This is a genomic window from Peptoniphilus gorbachii (assembly GCF_016908115.1).
GTDB lineage: Bacteria > Bacillota > Clostridia > Tissierellales > Peptoniphilaceae > Peptoniphilus_A > Peptoniphilus_A gorbachii.
The window spans coordinates 38,957-56,503 of record NZ_JAFBDH010000002.1 but is presented as its reverse complement, the minus strand read 5'-3'; the positions used below and the strand labels follow the sequence as shown (position 1 = coordinate 56,503).

The 17,547-nt window shown below is 31.3% G+C and carries 12 protein-coding genes; all 12 read left to right on the top strand.

Features of this window, described 5'->3' with window-relative positions:
* Positions 1-29: 29 nt before the first annotated feature.
* Entirely contained in the window at positions 30-677 is a 648-nt protein-coding gene (locus tag JOD41_RS02360) for a response regulator transcription factor (RefSeq protein ID WP_205051442.1), read from the top strand.
* Complete coding sequence (locus JOD41_RS02355; RefSeq protein WP_205051441.1) at positions 677-1,540, top strand: sensor histidine kinase; 864 nt, start codon at positions 677-679, stop codon at positions 1,538-1,540. The genes JOD41_RS02360 and JOD41_RS02355 overlap by 1 nt, the downstream gene beginning before the upstream one ends.
* 47 nt (positions 1,541-1,587) lie before the next feature.
* The gene (locus tag JOD41_RS02350) at positions 1,588-2,268 is read left to right on the top strand and encodes an ABC transporter ATP-binding protein (RefSeq protein WP_205051440.1); all 681 of its coding nucleotides are present in this window, start codon (positions 1,588-1,590) and stop codon (positions 2,266-2,268) included.
* Positions 2,261-4,729, top strand: coding sequence for an ABC transporter permease (locus tag JOD41_RS02345; protein ID WP_205051439.1), 2,469 nt, complete (start codon positions 2,261-2,263; stop codon positions 4,727-4,729). The genes JOD41_RS02350 and JOD41_RS02345 overlap by 8 nt, the downstream gene beginning before the upstream one ends.
* 9 nt (positions 4,730-4,738) lie before the next feature.
* Positions 4,739-4,996, top strand: coding sequence for a hypothetical protein (locus JOD41_RS02340; RefSeq protein WP_205051438.1), 258 nt, complete (start codon positions 4,739-4,741; stop codon positions 4,994-4,996).
* A 262-nt stretch (positions 4,997-5,258) separates the two neighbouring features.
* Positions 5,259-6,758: a murein biosynthesis integral membrane protein MurJ gene (gene murJ, locus JOD41_RS02335; protein ID WP_205051437.1), complete on the top strand. Its 1,500-nt coding sequence runs from the start codon at positions 5,259-5,261 to the stop codon at positions 6,756-6,758.
* A gap of 72 nt (positions 6,759-6,830) precedes the next feature.
* The gene (locus JOD41_RS02330; RefSeq protein ID WP_205051436.1) at positions 6,831-7,154 is read left to right on the top strand and encodes a DsrE family protein; all 324 of its coding nucleotides are present in this window, start codon (positions 6,831-6,833) and stop codon (positions 7,152-7,154) included.
* Positions 7,155-7,307: 153 nt separating this feature from the next.
* The gene (gene rpoB / locus JOD41_RS02325) at positions 7,308-11,048 is read left to right on the top strand and encodes a DNA-directed RNA polymerase subunit beta (protein WP_205051435.1); all 3,741 of its coding nucleotides are present in this window, start codon (positions 7,308-7,310) and stop codon (positions 11,046-11,048) included.
* 37 nt (positions 11,049-11,085) lie between these two features.
* On the top strand, positions 11,086-14,676 hold the full coding sequence (gene rpoC / locus JOD41_RS02320) for a DNA-directed RNA polymerase subunit beta' (RefSeq protein WP_205051434.1): 3,591 nt from the start codon (positions 11,086-11,088) through the stop codon (positions 14,674-14,676).
* 157 nt (positions 14,677-14,833) lie between these two features.
* On the top strand, positions 14,834-15,472 hold the full coding sequence (locus JOD41_RS02315) for a hypothetical protein (protein WP_205051433.1): 639 nt from the start codon (positions 14,834-14,836) through the stop codon (positions 15,470-15,472).
* Positions 15,473-15,704: 232 nt separating this feature from the next.
* Positions 15,705-16,490 (top strand): TIM barrel protein, encoded by a 786-nt coding sequence (locus tag JOD41_RS02310; RefSeq protein WP_205051432.1) that lies wholly within the window; start codon positions 15,705-15,707, stop codon positions 16,488-16,490.
* A complete protein-coding gene (locus JOD41_RS02305; RefSeq protein WP_205051431.1) occupies positions 16,487-17,542 on the top strand; it encodes an ABC transporter substrate-binding protein in 1,056 nt (351 codons plus the stop codon). The genes JOD41_RS02310 and JOD41_RS02305 overlap by 4 nt, the downstream gene beginning before the upstream one ends.
* The last annotated feature ends 5 nt before the right edge of the window (positions 17,543-17,547 follow it).

Genomic DNA, 17,547 nt, shown 5'->3' with positions numbered 1-17,547 from the left:
TTGTTTACAAGATTATGTTAGGTGATTAAATGAAAAAAATAATTTTAATAGAAGATGATGAAATTTTATCAAATCAAATTTATAAATATTTGTCTGCAAACAATTTTGATGTGGAAATTTGTAATTCTTATAAAGAGGCAATAAATAAAATAAACAATTCTTTTGACTTGGCGATTCTTGATATAAATTTGCCTGATATTGATGGAATTAACTTATTAAAAATTTTGAGAAACAATAATATCCGTGTCATCATCACAACAGTGAAAAATGATGAGAAATTTATCGTGAGAGCTCTTGACAATGGAGCAGATGATTATATTACTAAGCCTTTTAAATTAGCTATTTTAAGAGCTAGGATTGACAAGACTCTAAGGACTGCTCTTGTAAAAGATGATTTTATTAGCTTTAAAGATCTAAGCCTAAATAAAAATGAAGGATGTTTTTATTATAAAGATGAGAAACTTGATTTAACAGCGCTAGAATTTGAAGTTATGAATTTATTTATAAATAATCCCAATAGAATTTTTACTCGAGAATTTTTATTAGAGAGATTTTGGGATAGAAGAGAAAAGTTTGTCAACGACAATACACTAACTGCCACTATAAAAAGAATTAGAGATAAAAGTGACAGAGATATTATTAAAACAATCCGTGGAATAGGTTATAGGATGGACTGATGATTTATTTATTTTACCCTGTGAGCTTACTTATACTTTATTATTTTTTAAAGAAAAGACAAAAGAAAAGAATTGAAGAATTGGAAGAACTTATAGATAGGCTGGGAGAAAAAAATTATTCGATTCCCATGGTGCAAGATGAGTTTTCAATCCTTGAAGATAAGATTTATAAAATTTTTATAGAACTTGTTGAAGCTAGAGAATTAGTGGAGAAAAATTCAAAAAAGCAAACTCAAAACCTAGAAGATATTGCCCATCAAATAAAGACTCCAATTACTTCAATGTTTTTTGATTTGGAGATGATCAATAAGGATGAGGACAATAAAAAAGAAATTGAAAGACTTGAGCTTCAACTTGAAAGGCTTAATTCTCTTGCTGATATTTTATTAAAGCTATCTAGTCTTGATGCAAATGTAGATAAAATGGAAAAGAATGAAGTTTTAATTTCAGAAATAATTGAATACGCCTTAGATATTTTAAGAAAAAGTATTGATGAAAAAAACATTAAAATTATATTTGATTATGAGGATTCTGAGATAAAAGTTGATTATTATTGGGTTTCTGAAGCCCTAATAAATATTATAAAAAACGCTTTAAATCGTGAAGAAACTACAAAAATTAAAATTTCTACAAATAAGAATCCAATTTACACAGAGATAATAATTGAAGATGACGGCGGAGGTATTAAAGAAGAAAACTTCAAAAAAATATTTGAAAGATTTTACAAGAGTCCTGACTCTAAGGGCTTTGGCATAGGTCTTGCTATGGCAAAATCAATTGTTGAGGCAAACAATGGAGATATATCTGTAAAAAATGGCAAAGATGGTGCGATTTTTAAAATTAAATTTTACAATGTCACTTAAAAGTCATTTTAACCCTTTATTATTGAGACAAATAGAGGGAGGTACATATGGAAATTGTTAGAACTGAAAATTTATCAAAAACTTATGGAAGTGGAGAAAATCTTGTAAGGGCAATTGATGATGTTAATTTAAAAATAGAAAAAGGAGAATTTATTGCAATTGTTGGACCAAGTGGATCAGGCAAGTCAACTCTTCTTCACTTGTTGGGTGGTGTGGACAATCCAAGTTCCGGAAAAATATTTATAGACGGTAATGACATCTCAAAATATTCATCAAAGGAATTAGCACTTTTTAGGAGAAGGAAAGTAGGTCTAATTTATCAATTTTATAATTTAATTCCCAACTTAACAGTTAGGCATAACATTGAGTTGCCCCTAAAGCTTGATAAGAGAAAAATCAAAGATGAAGTCCTATTAGATATTATTAGAAAACTTGGCATAGAAAACAAGTTGGATTCTTTTCCAAGTGAACTATCAGGTGGTCAGCAACAAAGGGTTGCCATAGCAAGGAGTCTTATATATTCTCCGTCCCTTGTACTTGCTGATGAGCCAACAGGAAACTTAGACAGAGAAAATTCAAGAGAAATAATTGAAATTTTAAAATATTTTAACAGGACTTTAAAACAGACAATTATAGTAATCACCCATGACGAGTCCATAGCCCTAGAGGCAGAAAGAGTAATAACAATAGTGGATGGAAAAGTAGTGGGAGATGATAAGAATGAATAGGAAGAATCTATCAATCTCACTTTCACTTTTTATAACTGCAATTTTCTTTACATTTTGCCTTTACTTTGGATATGTAAATAATAAGTTTGATTATAAATTTTTTAGGAACAGATCAATTTATGATGCTAAAATTATGTCTGATACAGTTTCTGGTGAATCAAGTAAATTAAAAGAAATAAAGAATATTAAAGAAGTGGGAGAAGTTGCAGTAGAAAATAATTCTGCCAAGCTATCTCAAAATGTCTTAGTGGTAAATTACATAGACCAGGGTTATAACAAGATGTTAGAAGATAATATGTTAAAAGAGGGAAGTTTTGCTGCAAAAGATAATGAAATTACCATACCAAAAAGTCTTGCAAAAAAAGAAAATTTAAAAATTGGCGATAAGATAAAAGTAGAATTTGGAAATAGATTGGTTGATGGAAAACAAATAAAAGCAGTTTCAAGTGTTACTAAGGATGAAGAATTTATAAGAAAAGATAGCAAAGAATATGTAATAAGTGGTCTCACAAGAAATCTTTACAATGAGAATATGAAGATTTTTTATGCTTCTACTGTCATTGGAAAGGATGCAAAGACCAATAGCTTTGTAAGATTCCATAATTTTAGAAAAGCCTACAATAATAAAGATAATTTAGAAAAAGATCTTGCATCTGCCTTGAATAAAGATAAAGTAGAACTTGAATATAGCGAGATAATGAAAGATTACTATAATGTTGATGGAAGTCTTTTACAACAAAATAGGCAGGTGATTGTAGACTCTATTTTAATATTTGCTACAATCCTTATTTTTATATTTTTTGTAAAAAATATTTTTACAGTTTGGGGTCTAAGAAAGATAAGAGAAGTTTCAATGTACAAATCCATTGGCTCAACAGATTATCAAATTTATAAATTGCTTTTAAAAGATGGATTAAAAATTTCACTTCTACCAATAGTTATGGGACATGTTTTCGGATATGGGGGAATCAACCTCCTCTATCTTGGTCTTCAAAAAATTGTAGAGGAAGAGGAAAAACTCAAATATATAGAATTTTCGCCAAGCCTTTCCTTTGTAATTTTATTAATTTGCTTTTTTATAATTTTCATATCAATATTTGCTCCAGCTAAAAAAATCGCAAAGATAAATATAATTGATGGTATAAAAGGCAACTTTAATGACAAAAATATAAAACTAAAGAGAAATAAAGATATTTGGAAAGAATTGAAGATAAATAATTTAAAAACTACTTCTTCTCAGAGATATATTTCTGCAATTGGAATGATAATTGTATCAATTTTTTTGATAGTTTTCTCTATGGCAAAGTACAATAGGGTGAAGAATACTTACACTTACAATACGAATATTAATATACTAATTCATTCAAATGAAGCTGAAGTTCCAAATGTCTTAAAGGATATAATGAAGACTACAGAAAATCACAGAGCCTTCCTTTCAACTGAAAAATATATTTCTCTTAGTAAGGAGCAAAATTATTCAGATGAGTTTAGATCTCTTAATTTAGATGAAAAAATGCGAAAATATTACGATAATGGCGAAGATTTTTATCTCGATGGAATTATAACGGCTTTAGATGACCAAACATTTGAAAAAATAGGTGGTAAAAAGGGAGAAGTTTTGCTATTAAATAGGGTCCAAGTTAATCCAAATGCACCTATTGATGGATCAGAAACAACAAAATATTTTAAAAATATAAATAGTTTAAATTACTCTATAACACAAGAGAAAGATTACAATTATTCAATTAAAGTGGATAAATTAATTGATGACACAAAGGACTTTAGACAAAGAAGAGAACCCTTCTATGTGTATTTATATCTTGACTTTGACACATATTTTAAACTCTTAGATGAATGGAATAAATACTATTTAAAAAACAATAATGACTTGAGAAGAAACACCTATGAACTATCAATGCAAGTTGATGAAAATAAGTTAGACGATATAAAGAATGAAGTTAAAGAGAGATTGGATTCATCCATTGCTTATAATGAAACATATAATTTAACTACGAGTAAAGACGAAGAGGCAAATCGCATGAAAGATGTAAAAACTTTTGGCCTTATGATAATTTCTATTGCAAGTATAATTTTTATTTTAAATATAACTAATGGATATTCTTCTATTAATTTAAGTTTAATGGCAAGAAAAAAAGAAATTGGTTCTTTAATGTCTTGTGGAATAGATGAGGAAGAACTAAAAAATAAATTTATAAAGGATTTCATATTCGAGGAAATAAAATCTCTGGCAATAGTTTTAACAGTAAGTTTTGCTGCTTTATTTATAATTGCAAAAATTTCACCAACAATGGATATGAAGATTTTATTATCATATTTTGAATATAAATATTTTCTTGTTTTTGGAATTTTGATTTATGGTATAAATATCTTAATCTACAACTTATCTTTGAAAAATATTCTAAAAATTGATCCCATTGATTTGATAAGAGGATTTGATTAGGAGGTAGTCATGAGAAAAAATATTAGCAAATTATTATTTTTTATTGGCATAGGAATTTTTATAATTTCTTATATGCTGCCAGTAGATCTTTTTGAAAACTTTACAAATTTAAGACCAACAGGTCTCACTAGTTTATTTATTTGTAGGATTATTGGCATTATTGGTCTTGTCTTTGCAGTAAAAGAAAAGTCGATTTTGTTTGGAGTATTAAATTTTTTATTGATTATAATTTTTCCTCTCTTTATGTTTATTAACAGTTTAATATAATTTATTTTAAGTGATGTTAGGGATAATTAATTTTATTCTTAGCATCACTTTTTTATTTAATAAATTTTTATGGCTTCGACTATACTAGAAATAAATCAAAAATAGCAAAAGATTTCGAGTATAGTCGAAATCGAAAAAATATGAGAGTTTATTTTAATGAAAAGTTATTGAGATAACTGAATCAATAAAACTTGTAAATAAAATTAAATAAATATATAATTACTTGGGGTTAAAGCCAAGTTTTTTATTTAAAGGAGAAATGATGAAGACTTCATATATATTAATGATTATTACAATTGTCTCAAAAATCTTTGGACTTTTGAGAGAAAAGGCACTTGCTTACTTTTTTGGAGTTGGCATGGTGGCAGATATTTTTCTAATTGCCTTCCAACTTCCCATGACCTTTACCAATGTCATTAGCGGGGCTGTTGCCAATGGCTACATACCCATGTACGACAAGATAAAGGAGAGAGAGGACAAGAAAAGAGCAGACCTCTTTACTGCTAATCTTTCCAATATTATTTTAATTGTCTTTGTTCTTGTGACTATTCTTTCTATTATTTTTGCAAGACCTCTTGTGAAATTAATGGCTGAAGGCTTTGAGGGAGAGAAATTAGAAACAGCAATTTTTGTTTCAAGAGTTGCCATGCTTTCTATTGCAGTAACAGCTGTAAGTTCAATTTATAAGGCCTATTTACAAATATACGAAAAATTTATAATTTCCGTTCTTCATTCAATTTTAATGAATGTCATAATAATAATTGCAATGGGAATTTCTTACAAGCTAGGAATAAATTATCTTGCCATAGGAATTTTACTTGCCTTTATTTTGCAATATTCTATTTTTATTTTGCCAATTAAAAAACTTGGCTACAGACACAGTTTAAAAATTAGTTTTAATGAAGACATGAAGACAATGTTTATCTCAATTCTTCCAATTTTAATTTCAACTTCAGCAATTGAAATAAACTTCATGATTTCCCGTTCTCTTGCATCAGGAGCCTATGCTGGTGGAATTTCTATTTTAAATTATGCCTACAAACTTCAAAGTTTTGTAACGGGAATAGTTGTAACATCAATTATTACAGCAACTTATCCAAAACTTGCAAACTTTGGATCAAAAAAGGACTATGTAAATTTAAAATCTGCACTTTCTGAAGGACTTTCAAATATGCTACTTCTAGTTGTGCCAGCTGCCTTTGGTCTTTATATTTTTTCCTTCCCAATTGTAAATTTATTATTTGTTGGTGGAGAATTTTCAGTAGATGATGCAAAAATTACGGCAACAGTTTTATCTTTTTTTGCCTTTGGTGTAATTGGAATTGGTGTGCGTGAAGTTATTTCAAGAGTTTTTTATTCTCTTGGAGATAACAAAACTCCAGTTATAAATTCTGTTTTAATAGTAGCAATTAATGTCATTCTTGCTCTTTTACTTTCAAAAGTAATGGGAATAAGGGGAATTGCCCTTGCGACTTCTATTTCTTTTATAGTTGGGGCTATAGCACTTTACCTCCCATCAATTAAATTAATTGGCAATGTATTTAACAAAAAACTTTTTACAAATGTCATAAAAATTACTATTTCATCAATTGTTATGGCTATTTGTTCAAAATTTTTCTACAATATATTAACTAAGAGCTTTGGAATAAATTTATCTCTATTAATTTCTATAATTATTGCAGGCTTAATTTATTTAATCTTATTAATTGTATTAAGAGTTGAAGAAATAAAAGAAATAAAGAAGGTAATTTTTAAGAAATAGCTAATAAAGTAAAAGCTACTTTATTTTCTCACTTTATTAGTGTAAAATATTAACTAATAAGGAGGGATTTATATGAAGGTAATTTTTCACGTAGTCGAAGAAGATAAATGGGCAGATGTAATTTCAAATGTAAGAGATTTATTAGATAATATTGATGATATACATGTTGAAATAATTGCAATGGCTAAGGCTGCAGCACTTTTCACTAAATACTCTGGAGTTGATTTTCATGGTGTTTTAGGAAATCCTAAAGTAAATATCACAATTGGTAAAAAAGCATTAGAAGATAATAGACTTACAAAGGAATTAATTCCTGCTGGAATTCATGTAGAAGAATTAGTAATTACAAAAATAGTAAAACTTCAAAATGAAGGTTACGCTTATATTAGACTTTAAAAAAATTCTGCCAAGTGGCAGGATTTTTTTTGTTTTAAAGCTTGCAAGTTTACATAAAAAATGATAAAATACCTATTTGCATAATAATAATTAGAGTGGTGATTTGTACTCTAATTGGAGACACTCATTTGAAAGGCTAGGGTGAGAAAATTAATGGTACATCCTGTTAAATATGGGAAACGTGAGAGAATGAGTTTTTCTCGTGTAGATGAGGTTATGTCACTTCCAAATCTCCTTGACGTGCAGACTTCTTCATATAAATGGTTAATTGAAGAAGGGTTAAAGGAAGTATTTGACGACGTATCTCCTATCGAGGATTACACTGGTAATTTAATTTTGGAATTTGTCGACTATCATTTATCTGAAGATATTAAATATGATATTGATGAATCAAAACAAAGAGACACTAATTATTCTGCGCCACTAAAGGCAAAGGTAAGACTTATCAATAGTGAAACGGGAGAAGTAAAGGAACAAGAAGTCTTTATGGGCGACCTTCCTCTTATGACACCAACTGGTACTTTTGTAATAAATGGAGCAGAACGTGTAGTTGTTTCACAACTTGTAAGAAGTCCAGGAGCATATTACAAAGAAGAAAGAGACAAGACTGGTAAAAAAATCTATTCGGCAACACTTATTCCAAATAGAGGAGCTTGGCTTGAATTTGAAACTGATGCTCAAGGCGTAATTAATGTAAGAATTGACAGAACTAGAAAACTTCCTATCACTGTTCTTTTAAGAGCATTGGGAGTTGAGTCTAACCAAGAAATAATTGATGTTCTTGGTGAAAGTGAAGCACTTTTAAAGACATTAGAAAAAGATATTACTACTAATAAAAATGAAGCTTTACTTGAAATTTATAAAAAGTTAAGACCAGGTGAACCACCTACAATTGATTCAGCACAGTCACTTTTTGAAAATATGTTTTTCGATGACAGAAGATATGATCTTGCAAAAGTTGGAAGATATAAATTCAACAAAAAATTAGGCATCAGTGCAAGAATAGAAAATAATATTCCTGCAGAAGACATAGTTGATCCTATGACTGGCGAAATTTTAGCTGAAGAAGGTGAACTTCTTACTAGAGCAAAGGCTGAAAAAATCGAAGCAGCTGGAGTTAACCAAGTTTTAATAAAAACTGATGAAAATTATGAACACGCAACAGATAAGACAATTGTTATAGGAAATAACTTTACTTTTGTTGATGCTTACGAACTTGACTTTGACATGGAAGAACTTGGCTTTAAAGAAAAAGTTTATAGACCACTTTTCGATGAACTTTATGAAGAATATTCTGAAGACACAGAAAAATTCAAAGAAGAACTTTTAAAAGCTCACAAAGAACTTTCTCCAAAACATATATTAATTGACGATATTATCGCTGGAATTAATTATGAATTTGGACTTATGAATAATGTTGGTTCAGTTGATGACATCGACCACTTGGGCAACAGAAGAATTAGATCTGTTGGAGAGCTACTTCAAAATCAATTTAGAATTGGTATTTCTAGAATGGAAAGAGTTATCCGTGAAAGAATGACAGTTCAAGATGTTGATGCTACAACACCACAATCACTTATAAATATTAGACCTGTGACAGCTGCCATAAAAGAATTTTTTGGCTCTTCACAACTTTCACAATTTATGGACCAAAACAATCCTCTATCAGAATTAACACACAAAAGAAGGTTATCTGCACTTGGACCTGGTGGGTTAAGCAGAGATAGAGCTGGATTTGAAGTGCGTGACGTCCATAACTCACACTATGGAAGAATGTGTCCTATTGAGACACCAGAAGGTCCAAATATTGGACTTATAACATCACTTACAACTTACGCAAGAATTAACGACTATGGTTTTATTGAAACACCATATAGAAAAGTAGTTGACGGAGTTGTAACTGATCAAATTGATTATCTAACAGCCGATGTTGAGTACGAACAAATCATTGCACAAGCTGACGAAAGGCTTGATGAAAATAATAAATTCGTTGAAGACAGAATTGCAGCCAGAGGTCATGGTGGTAATGCCGATATATTTGACATCAAAGATGTAAATTACATGGACGTTTCACCTCAACAAATTGTTGCGGTTGGTACTTCTATGATTCCTTTCTTGGAAAATGATGATGCCAACAGAGCCCTAATGGGTGCCAACATGCAGCGTCAAGCAGTACCTCTATTAAAAACTGAAGCACCTGTTGTTGGAACTGGTATTGAATATAGAGCAGCCAAGGACTCAGGCGTTGTAATAGTCTCTAAAAATAAGGGAACTGTAAAAAAAGTTGATGCTGTTCATATTGAAATTGAAAGAGAATTTGACAAGGGCATTGACTCATATAAATTACACAAATTCATGGGCGGAAACCAAGGCACTACAATTAACCAAAGACCAATTGTAAATGCTGGAGACTCTGTTGAAGCAGGAGAAATTATTGCCGACGGACCAAGTACAGACCAAGGTGAAATGGCTCTTGGTAAAAATATCCTAATAGCCTTTATGAACTGGGAAGGATATAACTACGAAGATGCTATGCTTGTAAGTCAAGAACTTGTAATTAACGATGTATTAACTTCACTTCACATTGAAGAATATGAATCTGAAGCAAGAGATACAAAACTTGGACCTGAAGAAATAACTAGAGATATTCCTAATGTTGGCGAAGATATGTTAAAGGATCTTGACGAAAGAGGAATTATAAGAATTGGTGCAGAAGTTAAACCAGGAGACATTCTTGTTGGTAAAGTAACTCCAAAGGGAGAAACTGAACTTTCTGCAGAAGAAAGACTTCTTCGTTCAATCTTTGGTGAAAAGGCAAGAGAAGTAAGAGATACTTCCCTTAGACTTCCTCATGGTGAACAAGGTATTGTCGTAGACGTAAAGACTTTTAATAGATCTGCTGGCGATGAACTTCAACCAGGCGTCAATGAAATGGTAAGAGTTTTTGTTGCTACAAAGAGAAAAATTCAAGTTGGAGATAAAATGTGTGGTCGTCACGGTAATAAAGGAGTTATTTCTAGGGTAATGCCTAAGGAAGATATGCCTTATATGCCAGATGGTACACCTATTCAAATTGTTCTTAACCCATTAGGGGTTCCTTCTCGTATGAACCTTGGACAAGTTCTAGAAGTTCACTTGGGTCTTGCTGCCAAAAAATTAGGCTGGCATGTTGCCACTCCAGTATTTGATGGTGCCAATGAAAATGACATTTTCGATACACTTGAAGAAGCAGGATATTCTAGAGATGGAAAGATTCAACTAAGAGATGGTAGAACTGGAGAAGAATTTGACCACCCTGTAACTGTTGGTTACATGTATATGTTAAAACTTCACCATTTAGTTGATGAAAAGATCCACGCTCGTTCTACTGGACCTTACTCACTTGTTACACAACAACCTCTTGGAGGTAAGGCACAATTTGGTGGACAAAGATTTGGGGAAATGGAAGTTTGGGCACTTGAAGCTTATGGTGCCAGCCATACTCTTCAAGAAATGCTTACAGTTAAGTCTGACGATATTGTTGGTCGTGTTAAGACTTACGAAGCAATAGTTAAGGGCGAAAACATTCCACAACCAGGAGTTCCTGAATCCTTTAAAGTTTTAATAAAGGAATTACAAGCACTTGCTCTTGAAATTCAAGTACTTGATGAAAATGGAAATGAAGTTGATCTTGAAGTTGATGAAGATGAATTAACGAAGATTGACAACATTGACGACAAAAATAATGAATCAGATGACGAAATAAAGGAACTTATTGAACACACAGGAACTGCAAATATTGGCATCAGAACAATTTCAAATGATGAGGTTGAGTCTTTTGAAAACAGCCACATTTACGAAAATGAAGATGGCGAAGAAGACGATTTTGATGAATCCGATGAATCTGAAGATTAATTAGTTATTTTAATTAATAGGAAAGGAGAAGTGCTCCTTGAGCGAACATGAATTATTCCATTCAATAAAAATTGGACTTGCTTCACCAGAAAAGATCAGATCATGGTCTTATGGCGAAGTAAAAAAACCGGAAACTATAAATTACAGGACATTAAAACCTGAAAAGGAAGGTCTATTTTGTGAAAAAATATTTGGACCTACTAAGGATTGGGAATGTTCCTGTGGAAAATATAAAAGAGTAAGATACAAGGGAGTAGTCTGCGAAAAATGTGGCGTTGAAGTCACAAAGGCTAAGGTTCGTCGTGAAAGAATGGGTCATATTGAACTTGCTGCTCCAGTATCACACATTTGGTACTTTAAGGGAATACCTTCAAGGATGGGTCTTGTGCTTGACATGAGCCCTAGAGCTCTTGAAAAAGTTCTTTACTTTGCTTCTTATGTTGTAACTTATGTTGAACCAGGCGAAACAACTCTTTATGAAAAACAACTTCTTTCAGAAATTGAATATAGAGAGTTCAAAAAAGAATATGGCGACAAGTTTACTGCTAAGATGGGTGCAGAAGCTATTAGAGATCTTCTTGTAAAAGTCGACCTACAAAAGGAAAATGATGAACTTCAAGAAGAACTTCAAGATGCAACTGGACAAAAGAAAATTAGAATTACAAGAAGACTTGAAGTAATAGATGCCTTCATCCAATCAGATAACAAGCCTGAATGGATGATACTTGATGCAATCCCAGTAATTCCACCAGATTTAAGACCAATGGTACAACTTGATGGTGGCAGATTTGCAACAAGTGACTTAAATGATTTATATAGAAGAATTGTAAATAGAAATAACAGACTTAAAAAGTTAATGGACATCAACGCTCCGGACATTATCGTTAGAAATGAAAAGAGAATGTTACAAGAATCTGTTGATGCTCTTATAGATAACGGAAGACGTGGAAGACCTGTTACAGGTCCTGGAAACAGACCACTTAAATCCCTATCAGAAATGTTAAAGGGTAAGCAAGGTCGTTTCCGTCAAAACTTACTTGGTAAGAGAGTTGACTATTCTGGTCGTTCTGTAATCGTAGTTGGTCCAGATTTAAAATTCTATCAATGTGGTCTTCCAAAGAATATGGCTCTTGAACTTTTCAAGCCTTTCGTAATGAGAGAACTTGTAAAGAGAGAATTAACTTATAACATTAAGTCAGCAAAGAGAATGGTTGAAAGAGGAAAAGACGAAGTTTGGGATGTACTTGAAGATGTTATTAAGGACCATCCAGTTCTTCTTAACCGTGCACCGACACTTCACAGACTTGGTATTCAAGCCTTTGAACCAGTTTTAGTAGAAGGCAAGGCAATTAAGCTTCATCCACTTTCTTGTACAGCCTATAATGCCGACTTCGATGGTGACCAAATGGCTGTCCATTTGCCACTATCAACTGAAGCACAAGCTGAAGCAAGACTACTAATGCTATCAACAAATAATATCTTGGCACTAAAGGATGGTAAGCCAATTACTACTCCTACTCAAGATATGGTTCTTGGTTCATATTATCTAACTTTAGATAGAAAAGATAAACTAAAGGGAGATGGATCAATTTACAGAAACTTTGATGAAATGTTCCACGCTTATGAATCAGGATTTTTACACCTACAATCTCATGTATCTGTTAGAAGATATATAGATGAAAATGACAAGAGAGGTAAAATTGTCCCATCAACTGTTGGTAGATTTATTGTAAATGAATTTATCCCACAAGACTTAGGTTTTGTAAATAGAGATGAAGACAAATATTCTCTTGAAATTGACCAAGTTGTAGACAAAAAACTTCTTGGTAAAATAATTGAAAAAACTTACAAAAAACATGGAAATATAAAAACTGCAGAGCTACTTGATAACATCAAGGCTACAGGTTATCACTACTCAACTATTGGAGCTGTATCAATTTCAATGGGTGACGTTGAGATTCCTGACACAAAGCCAGAACTTTTAGCTAATGCAGAAAAGGAAGTTGCTAAATACGAAAAAGCCTTTAGAAGAGGTCTTATATCTGATGAAGAAAGATATGAAAAGGTAATTGAAATTTGGAACAAGGCAACTGATGACTTAACTGATGATGTAATGGACGGCTTTGATGCCTTAAATAATATTTATATCATGGCAGATTCAGGAGCCAGAGGTTCAAAAAACCAAATCAGACAACTTGCAGGTATGCGTGGACTTATGGCATCACCTTCAGGTAGAACAATAGAAGTTCCAATTACTTCAAACTTTAGAGAAGGTCTTTCTGTACTTGAATTTTATATGTCAGCCCATGGTTCCAGAAAGGGACTTGCCGATACAGCACTTAGAACTGCCGACTCTGGATATTTGACAAGAAGACTTGTAGATGTTTCACAACAAGTAATTGTTTCTGAAGAAGACTGTGGAACTGATGAATATCTAGTAGCTAGAGCTTTTAAAGATGGCAAGGAATTAATTGAATCCCTAGCTGATAGAATTGAAGGAAGATATTCTTTTGAAGACATAATAAATCCAGAAAGTGGAGAAGTTATTGTAAAGGCAAATGAAGTTATCTCTGACGATGACGCAGTTTTAATTGAATCACTTGGTATAGGAGAAGTTAAGGTTAGATCAGTTCTTGGCTGTAAGGCTAAACATGGAGTTTGTGCTCACTGCTATGGTAGAAACCTTGCAACAGGTTCTCACATTGGCATTGGAGAAGCAGTTGGTGTAATTGCAGCTCAATCAATAGGTGAACCGGGTACACAACTTACAATGAGAACTTTCCACACTGGTGGTGTAGCTGCAGCAGCAGATATCACACAAGGTCTTCCAAGAGTTGAAGAACTTTTCGAAGCAAGAAAGCCAAAGGGACTTGCAGTAATTGCAGAAAGAGGCGGTCTTGTTGACATTAAAGAAACAAACAAGAAGAGAGAAGTTCTTATAACTGCAGAAGATGGAACAGTTGACTCCTACAACATCGTCTATGGCTCAAGACTTAAAGTTAAAGCAGGCGATGAAGTTGAAGCAGGAGACGAACTTACACAAGGTTCAGTATATCCACAAGATTTACTTCGTGTAAAGGGCGAAAAGGGTGTACAAGAATACATTGTTAAGGAAGTTCAAAGAGTTTACAGACTTCAAGGTGTAGACATCAACGACAAGCACATTGAAATAATAGTTAGACAAATGCTATCAAAGTGCAAAATCGAAGATGCAGGAGACACAGATTTACTTCCAGGCTCACTTGTGAATGTAGTTGATTACAAAGAAGCAAACAAAAAAGCAAAAGAAGAAGGCAAGGAGCCTGCTATTGCAAAAGTAAATCTTCTTGGAATTACAAAGGCATCACTAGCAACAGATTCCTTCTTATCAGCAGCATCCTTCCAAGAAACTACAAGAGTTCTTACAGATGCAGCAATAAAAGGCAAGGAAGATATGCTTGAAGGCTTAAAGGAAAATATTATAATCGGACAACTTATACCGGCAGGTACAGGCGCTCGTATAAATTCTAAGGTACAAATTGGAATCGACGAAAGCCTAAAGGAAGATTACAATATCCTTGAAGATTCTGAAGTAATAACAAGCGACGATGTAAAAGTTGAACTTGAACCTGTAGCAGAAGAAGAATAAAAATATAAAAATAAATTTTAAGTAGGTTGATTAGTCAGCCTACTTTTTTTATGCAAAGAGGATAAAAGGAAATTGATTTAAAAATTTATGGGGAGTGCTATAATAAATTAAGAAGGAAAAGTTTTTATTTATTAATAAAAGATTTTGAGGTGAATTAATGAGTGATTCAACAATATGTTTGTTAGTAGCAATTTTTACATCAGCCTTAGTCACTTTTATTTACATAAGAGAAAATAAGAAAGAAGAAAAAGATTCTGAGAATGACATAATATACTCCTTCCTAATAGCAAATTTTTTAATCTTAGAATATTACTCTGACATTTATCAAAATATTGGTCTCATAATTATTATCAGCATGTTCGTATATTTTGTGATTTGGGCTATTTATAAACTTTACACAGAGAGCAAAATGGGAAAGAAGTTATTGGAAAATAAAAATGAGCCTAAGTGGAGGATTTTATTTATTTCCATATCTTTTATATTAATAGCAAGCCTTAGCTTTTTAGAATTAAAAGATGGGGATACTATTTTGAGATACAATAAAAGCGACTTTCAAAAAATTTTAATAATTTCAATCTTTTTTCTAACCTACATTAAAATAATTTTAGACATGAGAATTTTAAAAAGTATTTTATTTGAAAAAGATATTTGGAGAAGGACTTTTATTATTTCAGAGATTATTTTGATTTTAATATTTGCTTTAGTAAGTGCCTACAACATAAAAAATGCCAGCCGTTTTGATTTTTATGTAGAAAGAGAAAATTATAAAGAAATAATATGGAATAATTATGAGTAATTTGATATTATTTTTTATACCAGCAATACTTATTTTATTAATAAATCCAATTGGAGATAAGATTAAAGAAAAAAACAAAATTAAGAAACCTTAAAGTCTGTTGAAGTATATATCTTCAGCAGATTTTTTATTTTTCAACATCTTAATAACAAAGTAAAATTTTACACTATTTACATAAAATTTAATTTTATATTACCTTTAATATACATAGATGATTTAAATTATATAAGAGGTGATTAATATATATATAATTTTTATTTCATCTTCTCTTATGTGGGACTTTTCTGAAGAAGAGATTTTCGACTATGCCAATAAGAATGAAATTTCGGGTATAGAGTTCTGGTCACAACAAATAGAAGATAAAAGATTATCTACTAAAAAAATAAGAGATTTGTCAAAAAAATTTAAACTAGACCTAACACTTCATGCTAAAAGTTGGGATTTAAACCTAGCTTCTATTAATGAAAGAATTAGAGAAGTAAGCCTTAAAGAAATTTTAGATGATATAGATTTAGCAAGAAATATTGGAGCTAAAGAAATTACGATTCATCCAGGTAGATTTTCAGTGGGTTTTAACAAGGAAATTTATTATAAATTTTTAAAAGAAAGCTTAAATACCATTTTAGATTATTCTAGAAATAAAAATATAAATGTTTCAATAGAAGTAATGGAAAAAATAAAAAATGAATTTATTGTAGATCTCAAATCTTTAAAAAAACTTATGGGAAATAATTACGACGATTTTAAATATACTCTAGATATATCTCATTGTGATTCTTTAGAAGAAATATATTCTAATTTAAATAATATTAAAAATATATCTAAGTGCCATATTAGCAATAGATTAAAAGATAAATATCACACTGAGCTTGAAAGAGGAATTTTTCCAATGGAAGAAGTTATTTTTAAAATAGGAGAGAAAACTATTCCCATGGTAATAGAAGGCATGGAAATAGGTAGAAGTAAGACAGTATTAGATAAAAATATTAGATATTTAAAGGAGAAAAACTTATTATGAAAAGAATATTCGCTGTAATCTTAATGGCTCTAGCTCTTGTAGCTTGCTCATCAAATTCTACCGAAATTGCAAAAGAAAATGCCGTAAGTGCTAATAAAAATAATAAAACTGAAAGTGTAGAAAAAGAAGAAAAAGATGTAAAGGGAACTATAACACTTTATACATCACAACCAGAAGAGGACGCAAAAAAATTAATTGATGGATTTAAAAAAGTCCATCCAGAAGCTGATGTTGTAGTTTTCAGATCAGGAACAGAAGAACTTGTTTCAAAAATTCTATCTGAAAAAGAAGTAAATGCATTACAAGCTGATGTTGTATTAGTTGCAGATACTGTTACTTTTGAAATTTTAAAATCAAAAGATATCCTAGAAAAATACGCTTCACCTGAACTAGAAGGAATTGATAAAAAATTCTATGATGAAGAAAACTATTATGCAGGAACAAAAATAATCTCTACAGGTATTATCCAAAACACAGATGTATATAAAGGAGAAGTTAAAGGATTTAGTGACTTAATAAAAGAAGAAACAAAATCTCAAACTATTATGCCATCACCATTATATTCAGGAGCAGCTGCTTATAATCTATCACTTTTAACAAGAACAGAAGGAATTGGTTGGGAATTTTACAGTGGTCTTAAGGATAATGACATTTTAGTTGATAAGGGAAATGGTGCAGTTCAAAAATCTGTAGTAGCAGGTCAAAAAGGACTTGGTATTATTGTTGACTATATGGCAAACCGTTCAAAAAATGAAGGTGCACCTGTTGAATTTATATATCCAGAAGAAGGATCTCCAATTGTTACAGAACCAGTGGGAATCGTAAAGGGAAGCAAAAATATTGATACAGCTGAAGCTTTTTACGATTATATAATTTCAAAAGATGGCCAAGAACTTGCTTCTTCAATGGGGTATACTCCAATAAGAGGAGATGTAGAGGCACCTGAAGGACTTAAATCATCTAATGAATTAAATATTTTAACAGGAAATAATAAAGAATTATTAGATAATAGAGAAGCCGACAAAGAAGAATTTTCAAAATTATTTCAATAAGAGGA